We start from the raw sequence: 16,978 nt of genomic DNA on the forward strand, positions 1-16,978 counted from the left end.
GGAGGTACACGACCCCATGCGGACCATCGTTGTGGGAGCCGGCGCCGTCGGCCTGGCCGCCGCCTACCGGCTGGCCAGGAGCGGCTGCGAGGTGACCGTTCTCGACGCCCGGAGCGCGGGCTCCGCCGCCTCGCACGGCAACGCGGCCAAGATCGCCCTGGCGGAGAGCGGCCCGGTGCCGGCGCCGGGCGTGATCCTGCAGTCCCTGAAGTGGATGCTGAAGCCGGACAGCCCGCTCTACGTCAAGCCCTCGCTCAACCCCGCCTTCGTGAAGTTCATGCTGACCATGGCCCGGCACTGCACCGCGCGCGACTTCCGCCAGGGTCTGCAGACGACCCTGCGCCTCGCCGAGGGCACCATGGACCTCCTCGACGACTGGACCCGGGACGGCATCGCCTTCGAGATGCACAAGGCGGGCGTCCTGCTGGCCTTCGAGACGCGGGAACGCTACGAGGAGCAGCTCGCCTCCCTCGACGTCTTCGAGAGCTTCGGCATGGTCGCCGAGCACCTGCACGGGGACGCCGTACAGGCCAGGGAACCGGTGCTGAACAGCCGTATCAAGCACGGTCTGTTCTTCCCGGACGACCGCCAGGTCGAGCCCGACTCCCTCACCCAGGGCCTGCTCAAGCGGTGCAGCGAACTCGGCGTCGAGATCCACGAACACACCCCCGTACGCCGCTTCCTGCGCCAGGGCGACACCGTCACCGGCGTGCTCACCGACAAGGGCGAGTACACGGGCGACACCCTGCTGCTGGCCGGCGGCGTGTGGACCGCCAAGATGGCCGCCCAGCTCGGTGTCCCGCTGCCGATCCGGCCGGGCAAGGGCTACAGCGTCGACTACTCCCCCTCCCCGGTGCCGCTGCGCACGCCCCTCACGCTGGAGGACGCCCGGGTCGCGGTGACGCCGCTGAACGGCTTCCTGCGGCTCGCGGGCACCATGGAGTTCGGCGGCCTGGAGGAGAACATCAACCCCCGGCGCATCGCCGCGATCAAGCAGGCGGCCGCCGACTCGCTCACCGGTTGGGGCAACCCGCCGGGAGAAGCGAGTCCGTGGGCCGGACTGCGCCCGATGACCCCGGACGGCCTGCCGATCATCGGCCGCCTCGATCCCCTGCCCAACGTCTACGTCGCCTCGGGCCACGGCATGCTCGGGCTCACCCTCGCTCCGGCCACCGCCGAGATCATCACCGAGGCCATCACCACGGGCCGCCTGCCGTCCGTCGCCGACGCCGTCTCACCGCGCCGCTTCGCCCGCCGGTGACCGGCCGCTGTCTCCGGCTGCCTTCCGACTGATTCCCCCATACTGATCTCAGGAGTCCCTTCATGAGCGCCCCCCAGTTCACCGGCATCCTCGCCGCCGTCGTCACCCCGCTGACCGCGGACGGTTCCGCCGTCGACGCCGAGGGCATCCGGCGCCAGGCCGAGCACATCATCGGCGGCGGCATCCACGGCCTCGTGCCCGGCGGCAGCACCGGCGAGTTCACCACGCTGAGCCTCGACGAGCGCAAGCGGGTCACCGAGGTGTACGTCGAGGCCGCCGCCGGACGTGTCCCGGTCGTGGCCGGGACGGGCGCGCTCAGCACGGCGGACACCGTGGAGCTGAGCGTGCACGCGGAGAAGGCGGGCGCGTCCGCCGTGATGATCGTGCCGCCGTTCTACGACGCCCCCACCTTCGACGAGATGCTGGGCTTCTTCGGCACGGTGTCCGACGCCATCGACATCCCGATCATGTACTACAACATCCCGTCGGCCACCGGCGTCAGCCTCACGCCCGAGGAGCTGGCGAAGCTGGCCCGGGAGACCGCGGTGACCTCCTACAAGGACACCGGCGGCGACTTCACCTGGTTCACCGCCGTCCAGCAGCAGCACGCACAGGACATCACCGCCCTCAACGGCTGGGACACCCTCACCTTCGCCGCGCTCGCGAGCGGGGCCAAGGCGGGCGTATGGGGCACCGCCAGTGTGATCCCCCGGCTGTGCGCCGACCTGTACGACGCCCTCGCCGTCCGCGGAGACCTCGTCGCCGGGCGCGAACTGTGGGCGAAGATCTTCCCGATCTGCCAGTTCCTGGAGTCCCACAACTACGCCTGCGGCATCAAGACGGGCCTCGACCTGGTCGGCGCGAGCGCGGGCCCGACCCGCCGGCCGGTGCTGCCGCTGGCCCCGCAGTACGTCGAGGAGTTCCGCGACCTGCTGATCGCCGCCGGAGTCGCCGTGGCGAACGAAAGGGTGGCCGCCTGATGCCTTCGTACGGCCGTGTCCACGCCATCGACGTCCACGCCGAGGGCGAGCCCGGCCGCGTGCTGATCGGCAGCCATCTGCGCGTCAAGGGCGCCACGATGGCCGAGCGGCTGCACTACTGCGAGAAGCACCTCGACGACCTGCGCCGGCTGCTGCTCCAGGAGCCGCGCGGCTACCCGGCCCTGTGCGGCGCCCTGGTGCTGCCCCCGGCCGACCCGGCCGCCGACTTCGGCCTGGTGGTGCTGGAGCAGGGCGGCTTCCGCCCCATGTCCGGCTCCAACCTCATCTGCGCGGTCACCGCGCTGGTGGAGACGGGCGCGGTGCCGGTGAGCGAGCCGGTCACGGAACTCACCGTGGACACCGCGGTCGGGCTGGTCCGGGTCCGCGCCGAGGTGTCCGGCGGCAAGGCCACCCGGGTCACCTTCGCCAACGTGCCCGCCTTCGTGGTGGCCCTCGACCACGAACTGGACCTGCCCGAGTACGGCCGTGTCCCGGTCGACATCGTCTTCGGCGGCCAGTTCTTCGTGCAGGCCCGCGCCGCCGACCTCGGCGTCACCCTGGAACGGTCCTCGGCCCAGCAACTCACCCGCGCCGGAGCGGTGTTGCGTACGGCGGCCCAGCAGCAGTTCCCGGTCAGTCATCCGCTCAACCCCGGCATCGCCCAGATCGCCCTGACGATGATCCACGGCCCCTCGCCCACACCCGGCGTCTCCGGCCGCAACACCGTCGTCCTGCCCAACGGCGAGGTGGACCTGGCCGACCCGGCCACCTGGACCGGCTCCCTGGACCGCTCCCCCTGCGGCACCGGCACCTGCGCCCGCATGGCCGCCCTGCACGCACGGGGCGAACTCGCCCTGGACACCCCCTTCGTCCACGAGTCGATCATCGGCACCACCTTCACGGGCACGCTGCTCGACACCACCCAAGTCGGGCCGTACGAGGCGGTGTTGCCGACGATCAGCGGACGCGGCTGGATCACCGGATTCAACCAGTACGTCCTGGACGACACCGACCCCTTCCCGCACGGCTACACCCTTGGCGACCTGTGGGGCGCCGCCGAACAGGAGCGTTGATGGAGACCCCCGACACCACCGGAACGCAGTACATCGCGGGCAAGCGCCGCCCCGGCACGTCCGGCGAGGAGTTCTCGGTGACCAACCCGGCCACCGGGGAGGTCCTGGCGACCGACACCCTGGCCGGCGTCGAGGACGTGGAAGAGGCGGTCGCCGCCGCCCGCGAGGCCTTCGCGGACTGGTCGCGCACCACGCCCGCCGAACGCTCCGAGGCGCTCCTGCGCTGGGCGGATCAACTCCAGGAGCGCGCCGAGGAGTTCGCCGCGGTCGAGAGCCGTATCGGCGGCAAGCCGATCAGGCTGACCACCGGCTTCGACATCCCCGGCACCATCGACAACGTCCGGTTCTTCGCCGGTGCGGCCCGCAACCTGGAGGGCCGCGCCTCCGGCGAGTACTCCGGCGACCACACCTCCACGATCCGCCGCGAACCCATCGGCGTCGTCGGCTCGATCGCACCCTGGAACTACCCGTTGCAGATGGCGGCGTGGAAGGTGCTGCCCGCCGTCGCCGCGGGCAACACGATCGTGCTGAAGCCGTCCGAACTCACCCCGCTCACCTCGGTGATGTTCGCTGAGGCGGCCCAGGAGGCGGGCATCCCCGACGGTGTCATCAACATCGTCACCGGCACCGGCCCCGTCGCCGGGCAGGCGCTGATCACACACCCCGACGTCGCCATGGTCTCCTTCACCGGCTCCACCGCGGTCGGCCGTCAAGTCGCCGCGCAGGCAGCCGGGTTGGTCAAGCGCGTCCACCTCGAACTCGGCGGCAAGGCCCCCTTCGTCGTCTTCGACGACGCCGACCTGGAGGCCGCGGCCCGCGGTGCGGTGGCGGGGGCGCTCATCAACGCCGGCCAGGACTGTACGGCGGCCACGCGCGCGTATGTCCAACGGCCGCTGTACGAGGGGTTCGTGGCCCGCGTCGCGGAACTGATGGACGCCGTACGCCTGGGCCCGGTCGACGACCCGGCCACCGACATGGGCTCCCTGATCTCCCTCCGGCAGCGCGACAAGGTCGCGGGCATGGTGGAGGACGCCCGGCGTTCCGGTGCCACTGTCGTACGCGGCGGGAAGATCCCCGACGGGCCGTTCGGCCGGGCCGCCTACTACGAGCCCACCCTCATCACCGACGCCGCACAGGACTCCGCCATCGTGCAGCAGGAGATCTTCGGCCCGGTCCTCGTCTGTCTGCCCTTCGACGGCGACGACGAGGCGCTCCGCCTCGCCAACGACACGCCGTACGGGCTTGCCGCGTCCGCCTGGACGACCAACGTCTACCGCGCCGGGCGCGCGAGCCGGGAGATCCAGGCGGGCTGCGTCTGGATCAACGACCACATCCCGATCATCAGCGAGATGCCGCACGGTGGCTACAAGACCTCCGGCTTCGGCAAGGACATGTCCGCCTACTCCTTCGACGAGTACACCAACGTCAAGCACGTCATCTCGGACATCACCGGTGCCTCGCACAAGGGCTGGCACGACACGATCTTCACCAGCCACTGAACCCCCGAAGGACTGAACCCCCGAAGGGGAGTGTCATGACCGACTCGCCGACTGCTGCGGCCACTTCGACGGCTTCGACGGCTTCCCGCTTCCGGGAGAAGGTCTGTGTCGTCACCGGCGCGGGCGGTGGTATCGGATCCGCGATCGCCCGGCGTCTGGCGCGCGAGGGGGCCACCGTCGTGGTCTGCGACGTCGACGGCGCCACGGCGGACACAGTCGCCTCGGAGATCACGGGAGAGGGCGGGACGGCCGAGGTCGCACAGTTCGACCTCGCCGACGCGAGCGCATGCCACCAGGCCGTCGACGACGTGGTCGCCCGGCACGGACACCTCGACGTGCTGGTGAACAACGCCGGCGTCAACCGGCGCGGCGATCTCCTCGCCCTCTCCGCCGAGGACTGGGAGACGAGCTTCGCCATCAACGTGCACCCGCTGTTCCACCTGTGCCGGGCGGCGCTGCCGCACATGGCCTCCCGTGGCGGTGGTGCCATCGTCAACACCGCCTCGCAGTGGAGCCTTCAGCCGGCGCCGGGACACATCGCGTACAACGTGACCAAGGCCGCCGTCGTCGCCTTCACCCGCAGCCTCGCCCGGGACCACGCCCACCAGGGCGTCCGGGTCAACGCCGTGTGCCCGGGAGAGATCCTGACACCGATGGTGGAGGCGCATCTCGCCCGGACCGGACGCACCGTCGCCGACCTCGACTCCCTGGTGCCGTTCGGCCGCGTCGGGACACCGGAGGAGGTCGCGGCGCTGGTCGCGTTCCTCGCCTCGGACGAGGCGCCGTACATGTGCGGATCCGTCGTCGAGATCACCGGAGCGCAGGCGGTCGCATGAGCAGCGGAACAACTTCCCCCGCCGGCCTCCTCCTTGCCGGAAAGACGGTCCTCGTCACCGGTGCGTCGCGCGGCATCGGCCGGGCGACCGCACTCGCCGCTCATCGCGAAGGCGCCTACGTCGTAGCGCACTGGGCCAGCAGTGACCAGGCCGCCCACGACCTCCAACGCCGCCTGGGAGACCGCGGATCCCTGGTCCGCGCCGATCTTCGGGACCCGGGCGAGACGGAGACCCTGTGGCAGGAGGCCCTGGCCTGGCGCGGCCGCATCGACGTCCTGGTCAACAACGCGGGAGCCTGGCTCGGATCGCCGCTCGAAGACCCGACCGGGTGGCGCCAGGGATGGGCCGACAACCTGGCCCTCAACCTCACCGGCCCGGCAGACCTCAGCCGCAACGCGGTGCTGCACTTCCGTGAGCGCGGCGGAGGCATCGTCATCAGCGTGTCCAGCCGTTCCGCACACCGCGGGGACGACGCGGAACACCTGGCCTACGGCGCCGCCAAGGCAGGCTTGCTGGCCCTGACGAAGGGCATCGCCCGGGGCTTCGCGGCCGACGGTGTCCTCGCCTATTCCGTGGCACCCGGGTGGGTAGCGACGGACCTCGCCGAGGCAGGTGCAGCAGACGCTGCGAGCGTGCCACTGGGCGAGGTCACCCCGCCGCAGGACGTGGCCGAGATGATCGTGTTCCTGGCGTCCGGCCGTTCGCGCCATACGACGGGCGCCACGATCGACATCACCGGCGCGGACTACATCCGCTGAGACGTGGCCTGTGGTAGCGGCGTGGAGTGGAGGGACCCACCGTACGACTGCGCCGGGGATCGGTCTGCCAGCTGTTCGGGGTCCGGCGCAGCGCCGTCGTGATGCTCGTTCGGGTCCAACCGCCCAGCCATCGACGAAATCACAGGTCAAGAGCCCTTTGCAGCAGGCTCCAGAATCGCCACACACTCCATGTGATGCGTCATCGGAATCATGTCAGCAGGCGTGGGGCCGGGCATCACAGCAGGTCAGGGGCAGTTTCTGGCGCGATTCGAAGGCCCCTGGGGTGCCTGGAGCGTCAAACGAGCGTCACGACCAGCCAGAGCAGCGGCCGGCCGAACGGGCGCTCTCACCGAGAATCCCAGCCGAAGCGGCGCGGCTCAGCGCCGTAAGGGCTCCAGCCCTTCAGGTACGGCTTGAGATCGTCCGGTGTCGGCTCGCGGAGGTTCGGCATGACCGGTAGCCGGCTGAGCGGGTCAAGGGCCTGAACGTACTGTCGAGCCCAGTCCAGCCACAGCCTCGACGCGCCCGTGTCGGACCGGTCCGCGTCTTCGACGTTCACGAGTCGGCGCTCCAGTGCGTCGCAGTACGCGCGCAGCAGCGTCGCCTCGTGCCAGTCCCCGGCCTGCTCACGGAGCACTTCGGCGAACTGAGCCTGTACGGCCTGCTCCCTTGCCTCCACCATGGCCGCTTTCCACCGAACCTCACGGTCCGCCTTGGCCCGCTCCTCGTCCACCTTGCGTTGTGCATCCTCCACAGCCCGGGCCTCGATCTCCTTGAGGACCGCACCCAGCGCGTCCTCCACGACCCACCGATTTCGATCGCCCCAGCGGCGCTGGCGACCTGACCGGTTGTAGGGGAGCTCGATCACGAGCTTTCCGCAGCGTTCCGGATTTTCGGACTGGGGGAACTCCTGCTGAATCGTGACCGTGCAGGTGAAGCCGTCGACGACCACATCCACTTCGCCCGCTCGCCATGAGCGGGCCGGACTGTCCTTCACCTTGTATCCACGTCGCACGGCCTCGCCGACCAGGCCCTGGAGGAGAAGGAGCGTGCGCCGGCGAAGTGCGGACGGCATCGTGAGCCGCTCGTTGTCCCGGAGTGCCATGACCACCGGGTGCGGCGAGCGTAGTTGCGCCGGGACCCGGACCTGCGGCGCGTTGTTCGGCGCCTGCCCCCGCGAGTTGACGTGCGGGCCCGTCGCCAAGTACATCTCCAGTCCGCTCCGGCCGAAGCTCGTCTTCTCGATGCGCTTGCCCTGGGGCTCCAGACCGTGCCGCTTCGCATAGTTGATGACGCGACGCCACTCCGTGACCTCGTCCTCATCGGGATCGCTCACGATGACGCGCCCTTCGGCCACGAGTCGTTCGACGAGTTCGGTCGCCTTCGCACGTCGCGCACGCGCGACAGGGCGCTCGCTGTACGGCGTCGGAGCAGTCGATGGCTTTCCACCTGGCGCGTCCTCTGTCGGACTGCTGACTCGCGCGGGATGGTCCGGGTGATGGCCGTTCCGGAGATAGAACGTCCCTGCCTCGGTGACCTGTATACGCGTTCCGTCTTCGCCGCGCCTGACCGTCAACAGCCCCCGGTCACGCAACGCGTAGGCCGACCGCCACTCACCCGGTGCCCAGCCTCCGGGATCCTCGCCGTCGGCTATTCGGCCAAGTAGTGCGCACTGCCGTTCGTTCAAGGGGGACCAGCGATGCATGGGAGCAGCCCACACCGCTCCATGGCCCCTTGCAATGACACGTACGGGTGAAAGCTCCTTGAGGGCCCGGCCCTGCTCAAGGAAACCCGTCGGTCATTCGACGGCGTCGACGCCGTAGCCGCGAGCGAGGTCGGCCAGGCCGTGGTCGTAGCCCTGCCCGACGGCACGCAGTCGCCAGCCCTCTCCTCGGCGGTAGAGCTCGGCGAGGATCATGGTGCGCTCGGTGGTGGCGGCGTCGAGGGTGGCCCGGGCGGTCGGGGCCGCGCCGATTCCGCAGGTGGCGGTGATCTCGATGGCTCCGACGTCGGAGAAGGTCGCGGCACCGTCGATCGCGGCGGCGATGACGACCCTCTGGATCTCCAGGGGCAATCGCTCCAGGTCGACGGTAACGGCCTGTTCAGTTGGGCCGTCCGTGGCGAGGCGCACGGTGCCGTCGGGGTGCTCAGGGGCGCTGTAGAAGACGAAGTCCTCGTCTCCTGCTACCTGTTCCTGTGCGTCGACCGCGAAGGCGACGACGTCCACGTCGCAGACGGTCTGCTGACGCCATGCAGCGGCCACCGTCCAGGCCGTGACGGTCTCGGACAGGTCGATGACGGCGCCTCGGACCAGCACCTCTGCCGTGTCCCGCTGGTCCCCGGCCGCGCTCCGCGCTGGCACGAGGGCGGGCACGAGGAGCCAGTCGGCGTCGTGGACACAGAGCGCGAGGGTGGCAATGCGAGTCATGCGCCGGTCGGTCTCGCCGCCGGGCAGCACCACGACGTCGGACACGCTGGCCGAAAGGTTGACCGCCGCGGAGGCACCAAGGGCGACGGCACGAGCACGTGCCTCGGCGGCCTCGTCGTGGGTGCCGCCCAGGACCAGGACTCTGCGCCCGGCGAGCGACTGGTCCGCCGTAACAGTGGACACGGTCGGTGCAGCAGCCCGCTGTGCCGGGACACTCATCGTCGGTGCAGGCGGTGCAGCGGGTGCGCCCGTAGGTGTCTCCGCCGCACGACGCTGCCGAGCGATCCCCTTGGCCTGGCCCGGTTGCACACTCTCCAGCAGTCGCAGATATGTCGACTCGTCCACGAGCGGGACGTCCTCGGTCGCGGCGCGACGCAGTTTCCCGGATGCCGCGCCGGGGTCGTTGGTGACAACGACGCTGGTCTGGCCGCTGACCGAGGTCATCATGTTCAGCCCGGCCGCAACCGAGCGGGCAACCAGTTCCTCACGGGAGACCCGGGTGTCCCCGGTGATGGCGACCTTCATGCCCTGCACCAGCGGCCCACCCGACGTGAGGCGGCCCGGATTGCGGTACGCGCAGGGCGTCTTGGGGACGTACGGCTTGTAGTCCTGGGGGGGCGGGCAGTCGAGGAGCGGCAGGGACAGGCCCAACTGCTCGGCCGCGTCCAGCGAGCCGCGCAGGATGCCGGAGAGCACCCGTACGTCGTCCTGCGCGTCATGGGCCCTCTCCTGACGCACGCCGTAGTGCGCGGCGAGCGTGCCCAGCTTGAGATCGGGGGTCGCGGGCCCGACCAGGCGGTTGAGAGCCAGCGTGCACAACCGCCTGCTCACCGGCACCCAGGAACGGCCATGGGCGAACTCATGGGCCAGGAAGTCGTAGTCGAACTGCGCGTTGTGCGCGACCAGGACACGGCTGCTGAGCAGTGCCCCCACCTGCGGCGCGATCTCCTCGAAGGTGGGAGCACCGGCGAGACGGTCGCGGGTGAGGCCATGGATGTGCACCGGCCCGGGGTCACAGCCCGGGTCGAGGAGGGTGGAGAACTCCCCTGTCTGGTTGCCGTGTGCATCCAGCGTGAGGATCGCAAGCGACAGGACACGGTCCCGGCCGGGTCTCAGCCCGGAGGTCTCCACGTCCACCAGCGCCCAGTCGTGGAAGTAGTCAGGCAGGGTGGGCCACTTCGCGCTCGACGACAGCAGGACCATACGAGGCTCCCCTCCCCCGGGTGCGGCGGGCAGCACACCCTCTCCACGGTGATGATCGACCAGTGGGATTTTCGCACGCACCGGGCGCCGTTCGTGGTGGATCTGTAACGGAGAGCCATCCCAAAGGCGGACAGCCGGTGCTCTGTGGAGTTGGCCTCGGTGCCGGCCGTTTCCTGAGTGAACGGAAGCCGTGTCCACCCAGTGAACACTCGCACTGTTCACTCAGGAAACAGACTTTGACTGGGACCGTTGCCGCTACCCACGCGCCGACGACCGCCGGTGCCCGTAGGCCCGGCCGCGTCCCCGCCTATGGACGTTCCTTCGCCCCGTCCATGGAGGACGGGGCGAAGGAACGTTTATGCAGCAATGGTCAGCGGAGCGTCCAGACGTTCCCAAGCACCGAGGACGGCCTTGTGGGCGTCCGGCTGCAGGTGGGCGTAGCGCTGGGTGGTCTGGAAGCTCTCGTGGCCCAAGAGGTGTTGGACCTCGTAGAGCGAGACTCCCTTCTGGACCAGCCACGAGGCGCAGGTGTGGCGCATGGAGTGCGGCGGGTAGTGCGGGACGAGGTGCTGCTCGCCGTCGGTGTCGAAGTAGTGGGCGGCTTCGACGGCGGGCCACCAAGTCTGCGTGCGCCAGTTACTGTCGGCGAGGAGGCGCCCGGAGCGGCCCTTGGTGATGGTGGTGAAGACCACGGCGTCACGGTCGAGCCGGTGGATGTGGCGTTCGAGGGCCTCCAGGACGTGGGGCGGGAGCGGGACCTCCCGGCGGCTCCTGGAGCTCTTGGGGTACTCCTTGATACCGCTCTGGGTGTTGACCTCCACGACGAACAGCCGCGAGCGCCGCTGATCGATGCGGTGGCGGTGCAGGCCGGAGAGTTCGCCCCAGCGCAGTCCGGTGTAGAAGCCGAGCAGGCACATCGTCCGCCATGCGGTGGGCAGTTCGTCCAGGATGCTCTGGGCCTGGTCGAGGGTGAACCACTGCGGCGGTTTGACCGCGATGGCCGGCAGATCGATGTTGCGGCAGGGGCTCACCGCGAGGATGTCGTCGTCGACGGCCGCGCGCATCATCGAGGACGTCAGGTTGTACGCCCTCTTGATCGCGGAGGCTCCCGCGCCCTTCTCCACCAGGGCGCGGATCCAGCTTTGGATGTCCATGCGGGTGATGGCCCGCATCTCCCAGCCGTCCCAGTAGGGCAGGACATGGTTCTTGATGGAGGAGGCGTCGCCTCGCAGGGTGTGGGGCTCGACGACGCGGGCGTTCCACCACCGGTCGTGCCAGTCGCTGAAGGAGATCTCGCCCGCTCGCGGGTCGCGCAGGGCGCCGCGAGCGAACTGGGTCTCCATATCGGCGCCCCAGGCGCGGGCCTGCGCCTTGAGGGGGAACGACTCGCTGAACCGGTCTCCCGCCCGGTTGCGTACGGTCGCCTGCCAGTTGCCGGATGCCAGTTTCCGGAGGTACGTGGATCTACTCCTTGTTCAGCTGCCGAGGGATGCGGAAACGGGCGCGGGGTCAGCGGCGGGCCATGGGCGGGGTGACGGTCCTGCTGCTGATGAACTCTTCGAGTCCGGCGGCGGGGACACGTACGCGGGAACGTCCGGGGCCGGTACGGAGATCGACGACCGGCAAGTCGCCGGCGGCGATGAAGCGGTAGACGGTTCGGCGGTCGACGTCCAGGGCGGAGGCGACGGCGGGAATGGACAGCAGGCGGGCAGGCATGGGGAGTCCTTGACGGTGCAATTGAGGAGGGATAAGCGCCCGGAAGCAGCGCCGTGTGTGGGCAGGCGGGCTGTCGGCCGGTCGAGGGGAAAGCCGACGGGCCTTGTCAGAGAAGTGAGGCGTCACAACGCGACGGAGTGACTGCATCGTCGGCACGAAGGCCGGTGTTGCACGGAGCTAGCGGGTGGCAGCCCACTCCGTGCTTCAAGCGGAGCCCCGGACTGAGCTCACCGCTCGGAGGATTCAGGACGAACCAGAACGGGCGATCCGAGGAAGCCGAAGGCGGAGCCGAACCTGTCGGCGGTCGGTCTTGCGATGGGGCGGGTGATGGACAGCAGGCACTTCCCGTTCTTCCTTTGGCTGAGGTGCGGATGGGTGTGTGGGGCAGAGGGGCAGGCCCCGATGGACACCTCAACCATCTGGAGAATCACCGGTTTCGGTAACCGGGGAATGGGTGCTACAAGCCCCAGCGGGATCCGCTCAAGAGCGGCGGCACTGCGGGAACGGACCCGCGACGCCCCCGCTTCTCGACCTCGCGAAGGGGGTCGCCCCCCCCGGAGCAGGGCAAGGGGAAAGACGCGGAGTGCCTGGGCGAGGGCGACGAGGTCGTCGACGTCGCAGCGGCGCTGGGCGCGTTCGATGTGGGAGAGCTTCGTGTTGGACATCGGGTGGCTGAAGGGGCACGCGATCGGCCAACTGACGCCGGACGAGGCCGCGTTCGGTACGGAGATTTTCGATGGTGTGGGCGGTCCGTATTCCGGTCGGACCGATTCCCGGGGGTCGTGCTGCCATGACTTCAGTTGTAGCTCCCATTCGCCGGTTTGGTTAACCGGCGATCGTCGTCTATGTTGCGCCCGGCGCGTGACCGGGAATTGCCGCCGGGAAAGGTTCCGGACACCCGTCATGTGTTGGCTGCACCAGACCGTAGATGCGCTCTGACGTGGGGTGTTGTGTTGTAGCTTGGGCCGCAGCAGCGGTCAACAGCTTCCCGATGTGATCCTTCTGGCTCGGTCCGGCAGGCAGCCGATTTCGGCAACGGCCAATCCGGGTTTACTGTTTTACGTATGCCGCGCAATGTGCGTTCGCCGTCAGCTGTCTGATTTCCCGGCAGAATGCTGGACTTGTGCGGCATTGATGTGGCTGTCTTGGCTACGCACCTCGGGACGCTGCCCCTGCGGTGCTTGGGAAACCCCGGCATGTCAATGCCGAAGCCAAGGAATCCACCTGCGCGCCCCCCTCGACACGTTCGAGCGCCGGGGACTGCGCTCCCTCCCCCGCACACTGCCCGACGAGGGCTCTCCGCACCCTCGACCTGCCCCAGGAGCCGCCACCCAATGAGCCACGACGCCCGCGAATGGGTGTGGAACCACAGCCACAGCAAGGGCACCGCCCGCATGGTCCTCTCGCTGATCGCCGACCGGTGCCCCGACCGTCAATGCATCGCGTACGCGTCCCTGCCCACCCTCATGAAGCGCGCGAACGCCTCCCGCACCGCCGTGCGCGACGCCCTCGGCAAGCTGATCACCAGCAGCGAGCTGGAGCAGCTTGTCGGCCGCAAGGGACCGCGCGGAGAGACGTACTACCGCCTCCCGGCCGCCGCCCGATTCCTCGCCGAACGGGCCGCCGAAGGGGACCGGAATCCGGCCCCTCTCGGGGATCAGATTCCGACCCTTCGGGGGCCGGAATCCGGCCCTCTCGACCCCTTGGAAGGGGGACAGAATTCCGACCCCGGGGAACGGAATCCGACCCTGGGGGGTACCGGAATCCGGCACTCAGGAGGCTCGGATTCCGACCCCCAGAACAGTAGGGAACCGAAGGTGAACGGTAAGAGCAGCAGCAGCTCTGTCCCCCTCATCTCCGCGACCGAGTGGGGGATCGACGACGCCACCCGGGCCTGGCTGCAGCAGCACGGCCACCTCGACCGACTCGGCGAGAACGCCCTGCACGCCGCCGACGAGAAGTGGCGCTCGTACCGAGCGATGTCACCGCCGCGCCCCGCCACCGCCTGGGCGGCCGACTGGCGCGCGTGGATCGCCCGGGAGCACACCCCCACCCCTGGCCGCCCGAACCTGTACGCCTTGCCTGGCGGCACCCCGGCCCCCGCATCCGGCATGACCCGTGCCGAGGCGCACATGGCCGCTCTCCTCGCCGCCCTCGACTGACCGACCGAAACGGAGCAACCACCCTGGAACGAAACGAAATCGCCGCCGTCCTGGCCTACATCGGCCGCCTCGATCCACGCACCGCCCGCCCCGGCACGGGCGAGGCCCGTGACCAGATCGCTCAGTGGCACGAGCTGCTTCACGACGTGCCCTTCACCACCGCCCACGGCTGGGACGTCCGCGAGACGATACGGACCCACGTCCTGGAATCCCCGTACCCGATCCTCCCGGTGGACGTCGCCCGCAAGTGGCGCGCCTACCGACGCGACCGCCTGGCCCGGCACACCGATCCCACTCCGATCGCTGACCCGGACAACCCTGCCGCCTGGCGCACCGAACTGCTCGGCACACGGCACGCCGTCGCCACCGGCACAGCCGCACCCTCCACGCACCGACAGCTCACCGGCGGCCCGCACCCGGACGTCGAGGCCCGCCTCGCCGCCATCGGATCATCCATCCCACCGGCCGTCCGCGCGGCACTCGCCCCCTACCGACCCGCGCGCGCCGCCCGCGAAGCTGCCGTAGCCACCGGTCAGCCCGACGCTCTCAGCGTCCCGTGCCGGTGGTGCCACGCCGGAGAGGGTGAGCCCTGCCGCAGCAGGCGCCTAGGGCTCGACGGCCGCGCCCGGGGCAACGCACCCGCACGACCCCGCACCCCACGCGCGTGGAGCTCGCTGTGGCGGAGCTAGCCCGGCAACAAGCCGCGTGACCCGCGGCCTTCGTATCGGCGCCGACGCCTGACCAGCGGCCCCTCCACCATCCCCCAATGCCCACCTTCACCGCCCGTCGGCAGCGCCAACGCCATGTCCGGACGGCTTCCTTGGAGACCTTTCCCATGCCCACCTACGCCCTGATGTCCCCTGCCCTGATGCTCAGAGGCTCCCGTTGATGCCCACGTTCCCGCACATGGACGCCGGCTTCCTGGCGGTCACCGCTCTGGCGGCTGTCGAGGTCGCGATCGTGGTGATGCTGTTCTGGCGCAGCCGACTCGGATCGTCTGAGCGCCCCCGGCGCACCTCGATGACGATGGTCGTGTCGGTGATTGCGGCCGTGGCGTGCACCGCGTGCAGCGCGGTCACCAGTTGGCGGTTCGGCGGCGACTACCTCGGGATGCACGACACGGTCGAGCGCACCGTGTTCTTCGCCACCGGCGAGCTCGCCCTGATCGCCTCCGCGCTGATCGCCCGCCAGAACCTGCGCGGACCACGACGGGAGGCCGGTGCGGCCGGTGTCCTGGTCTGGGTGTTCGCAGCCGTGCTGAGCATTTCTGCCTACGCCGAGTACGGCCCCGTCGGCGGCACCGTGGGCGCCTTCTTCGGCCCGGTGATGGCCGCGGCGTTGTGGCGCCAGGCCCTGGGCCTCGACCAGCCTCGCCACAGCCCCGACGCCGCGGGACGCGACATCCGCGCACTGCTCCTGGCTCGCCTCGGCATCGTCGAACAGAGCCCGAAGACGAGCCAGGAGCCCACCACCGCGCCGTTGTCCACCCCCTCGGGCCCACCAGCTGGCATCCATCGGCCTGAGTGAGGCATCCGCACCGGCGCCCACACCGTGCACACGACGTGGTGAGCACACGCGCAGCCGCTCATTGCGCCGGAGAACTGGCTGCCGCTCAGGCCATTTCGACCAGCCCAACCTCGCTGCTCTCGGTTCGTACTCCCCACCTTGGAGATATCTGACTTGCCCTCCCCCACCCCGATAGCCCCGGCCGCCGTCGCCGGCGACCGCAGCTTCCGCTTCCGCATCACCCGGCTCCGCGCTCGCCTCGGCCGCAGCGCAGCCGTACACGCTGGGAGCCATCGCGCGAACCGCAGTGCACGCTTCACCCTCGTCGTCGGCCTGATGGCTGTGGTCCTCATGGCCTTCCGGGTCTCGTGGAACGCCTTGTCCGACGTGGCCCGCGCCATCGGCGCCGACACCACCGCCGCCCTGTTCTACCCGATCGTTGTCGACGGGCTGATGGCCCTCGCGCTGATCGCCACACTCGTGTTGCCCGATACCGACCGGAAGTTCGCGCTGCGGGTCCTGGCGACCTACACGATCGCCAGCCTCCTGCTGAACTACGTGCACGGCCTCACCCCAGCCCTGCACACTATGCCGACCCGATGGGGCCGACTGACCGACTGGGACCCGGCGAACTGGGCCCTTGTGCTGCTGGCGACCTCGCTCCCGGTCGGGTCGATCTACTTCGGGTCGGACCTCGTGGCGAAGGTCCTGCACTACAACCCCGAGTCGGCTGACTCTGCCGAAGCAGTTGATCGGCAAGCCGACGAGCATGCCGCATGGTCGAACTCTGACCAGGCCCAATCGGCCCCCGAGCAGCCGACCGCGTCAGCCCCCATGAAGGCCGCCGAGACGCCCGTGACGAGGCCGACCGAGGCCGCCGAGTCGGCCCCCTCTACCCGACCACCCCGGTCGGCCGCCGCAGTGGATTCGACCAAAGCCGCCCCGCGTCGGGCGACCAGTCGGGTCCCCGCCACCGCCAAGTCGACCGCCGACCGCACCCGCACCGACGCCGAAGTCCTCGACGAGGCCCGACTCCTGACCGCTGACTGGAGCGACGACCGGCTGACCGCCGAGCGCCTGCGCAGCGAACTACGGATCGGCCAGAGCCGCGCCCGCGCCCTGCGCGACCAGCTGCAGGCCGAACGCACCGGCCAGGCCGAGCCCGTCGCGTACGACGGCTTCGAGGCCGAGCCTCAAGGCGGACTCGACGAAGCCGCCTCCCAGGGGCAGAGGGAACTCGACACAGCCCCCGTCGGCACCGCCTGACCCCCGCAAACCCGCCGATCGCCCCACCCTTCCTGCTCACCCCGTGCCCCGGGCAGACAAGCCCGGGACATGGGGCCCCGCACAGCGAAGCACCCGAAACCAGCACCCCACGGAGAACCACCCATGCACGACCCACGTCGCCACGAACTCCCCACCCCCCAGCAGGAGATGATCACCGGCCTGAACGGCACGTCGGGTAGCCGGGGCCCATCTCTGGGCCCCGGCCCCCTCAGAACCGGACGTGCGCCTTTCAACGCATCCGGCTCAAGCAAGCCGCCAGGGCTTCACTG

At 69.9% G+C, this 16,978-nt stretch carries 13 protein-coding genes and 2 pseudogenes; 10 read left to right on the forward strand and 5 right to left on the reverse strand.

Annotated elements, in window-relative coordinates:
- Nucleotides 1-16: 16 nt before the first annotated feature.
- The 6 genes from IG08_RS0124180 (at nucleotide 17) to IG08_RS0124205 (ending at nucleotide 6,407) form a co-directional block, all read left to right on the forward strand.
- Nucleotides 17-1,261 carry an NAD(P)/FAD-dependent oxidoreductase gene (locus IG08_RS0124180; protein ID WP_030606044.1) on the forward strand — a complete coding sequence of 415 codons (1,245 nt, stop codon included), beginning with the start codon at nucleotides 17-19 and terminating at the stop codon, nucleotides 1,259-1,261.
- A gap of 62 nt (nucleotides 1,262-1,323) precedes the next feature.
- Entirely contained in the window at nucleotides 1,324-2,241 is a 918-nt protein-coding gene (locus IG08_RS0124185; protein WP_030606046.1) for a dihydrodipicolinate synthase family protein, read from the forward strand.
- Nucleotides 2,241-3,314 (forward strand): proline racemase family protein, encoded by a 1,074-nt coding sequence (locus IG08_RS0124190; protein WP_030606047.1) that lies wholly within the window; start codon nucleotides 2,241-2,243, stop codon nucleotides 3,312-3,314. Before IG08_RS0124185 ends, IG08_RS0124190 begins: the two co-directional genes overlap by 1 nt.
- On the forward strand, nucleotides 3,314-4,813 hold the full coding sequence (locus IG08_RS0124195; protein ID WP_030606049.1) for a gamma-aminobutyraldehyde dehydrogenase: 1,500 nt from the start codon (nucleotides 3,314-3,316) through the stop codon (nucleotides 4,811-4,813). Before IG08_RS0124190 ends, IG08_RS0124195 begins: the two co-directional genes overlap by 1 nt.
- Before the next feature lie 35 nt (nucleotides 4,814-4,848).
- Nucleotides 4,849-5,649, forward strand: a complete 801-nt coding sequence (locus tag IG08_RS0124200; protein WP_052424855.1) for an SDR family NAD(P)-dependent oxidoreductase — start codon at nucleotides 4,849-4,851, stop codon at nucleotides 5,647-5,649.
- Nucleotides 5,646-6,407: an SDR family NAD(P)-dependent oxidoreductase gene (locus IG08_RS0124205; protein ID WP_030606052.1), complete on the forward strand. Its 762-nt coding sequence runs from the start codon at nucleotides 5,646-5,648 to the stop codon at nucleotides 6,405-6,407. The genes IG08_RS0124200 and IG08_RS0124205 overlap by 4 nt, the downstream gene beginning before the upstream one ends.
- Before the next feature lie 346 nt (nucleotides 6,408-6,753).
- Here the strand turns inward: IG08_RS0124205 and IG08_RS0124210 are convergent, their stop codons facing one another.
- The 5 genes and pseudogenes from IG08_RS0124210 to IG08_RS61510 form a co-directional block, all read right to left on the reverse strand.
- A complete protein-coding gene (locus IG08_RS0124210) occupies nucleotides 6,754-7,743 on the reverse strand; it encodes a hypothetical protein (protein WP_234342961.1) in 990 nt (329 codons plus the stop codon).
- Nucleotides 7,744-8,205: 462 nt separating this feature from the next.
- Nucleotides 8,206-10,038, reverse strand: a complete 1,833-nt coding sequence (locus IG08_RS0124215; protein WP_030606056.1) for a TerD family protein — start codon at nucleotides 10,036-10,038, stop codon at nucleotides 8,206-8,208.
- Nucleotides 10,039-10,394: 356 nt separating this feature from the next.
- Complete coding sequence (locus IG08_RS0124220; protein WP_234342962.1) at nucleotides 10,395-11,381, reverse strand: tyrosine-type recombinase/integrase; 987 nt, start codon at nucleotides 11,379-11,381, stop codon at nucleotides 10,395-10,397.
- A gap of 166 nt (nucleotides 11,382-11,547) precedes the next feature.
- Nucleotides 11,548-11,754: a helix-turn-helix domain-containing protein gene (locus IG08_RS0124225; RefSeq protein WP_030606059.1), complete on the reverse strand. Its 207-nt coding sequence runs from the start codon at nucleotides 11,752-11,754 to the stop codon at nucleotides 11,548-11,550.
- A gap of 551 nt (nucleotides 11,755-12,305) precedes the next feature.
- Nucleotides 12,306-12,546, reverse strand: a pseudogene (locus tag IG08_RS61510) (helix-turn-helix domain-containing protein); the annotation flags it as partial.
- Between the two features lie 542 nt (nucleotides 12,547-13,088).
- Between IG08_RS61510 and IG08_RS0124230 the strand changes: the two are divergent.
- The 4 genes and pseudogenes from IG08_RS0124230 (at nucleotide 13,089) to IG08_RS0124245 (ending at nucleotide 16,688) form a co-directional block, all read left to right on the forward strand.
- The gene (locus IG08_RS0124230) at nucleotides 13,089-13,916 is read left to right on the forward strand and encodes a hypothetical protein (protein WP_030606061.1); all 828 of its coding nucleotides are present in this window, start codon (nucleotides 13,089-13,091) and stop codon (nucleotides 13,914-13,916) included.
- A 23-nt stretch (nucleotides 13,917-13,939) separates the two neighbouring features.
- A pseudogene (locus tag IG08_RS54420) lies at nucleotides 13,940-14,625 on the forward strand (zinc finger domain-containing protein).
- A 179-nt stretch (nucleotides 14,626-14,804) separates the two neighbouring features.
- Nucleotides 14,805-15,443 (forward strand): hypothetical protein, encoded by a 639-nt coding sequence (locus IG08_RS0124240; RefSeq protein ID WP_052424856.1) that lies wholly within the window; start codon nucleotides 14,805-14,807, stop codon nucleotides 15,441-15,443.
- A 315-nt stretch (nucleotides 15,444-15,758) separates the two neighbouring features.
- Nucleotides 15,759-16,688 carry a DUF2637 domain-containing protein gene (locus IG08_RS0124245; protein ID WP_043455014.1) on the forward strand — a complete coding sequence of 310 codons (930 nt, stop codon included), beginning with the start codon at nucleotides 15,759-15,761 and terminating at the stop codon, nucleotides 16,686-16,688.
- The last annotated feature ends 290 nt before the right edge of the window (nucleotides 16,689-16,978 follow it).

It is taken from the genome of Streptomyces fulvoviolaceus (assembly GCF_000718165.1).
Classification (GTDB): domain Bacteria; phylum Actinomycetota; class Actinomycetes; order Streptomycetales; family Streptomycetaceae; genus Streptomyces; species Streptomyces fulvoviolaceus.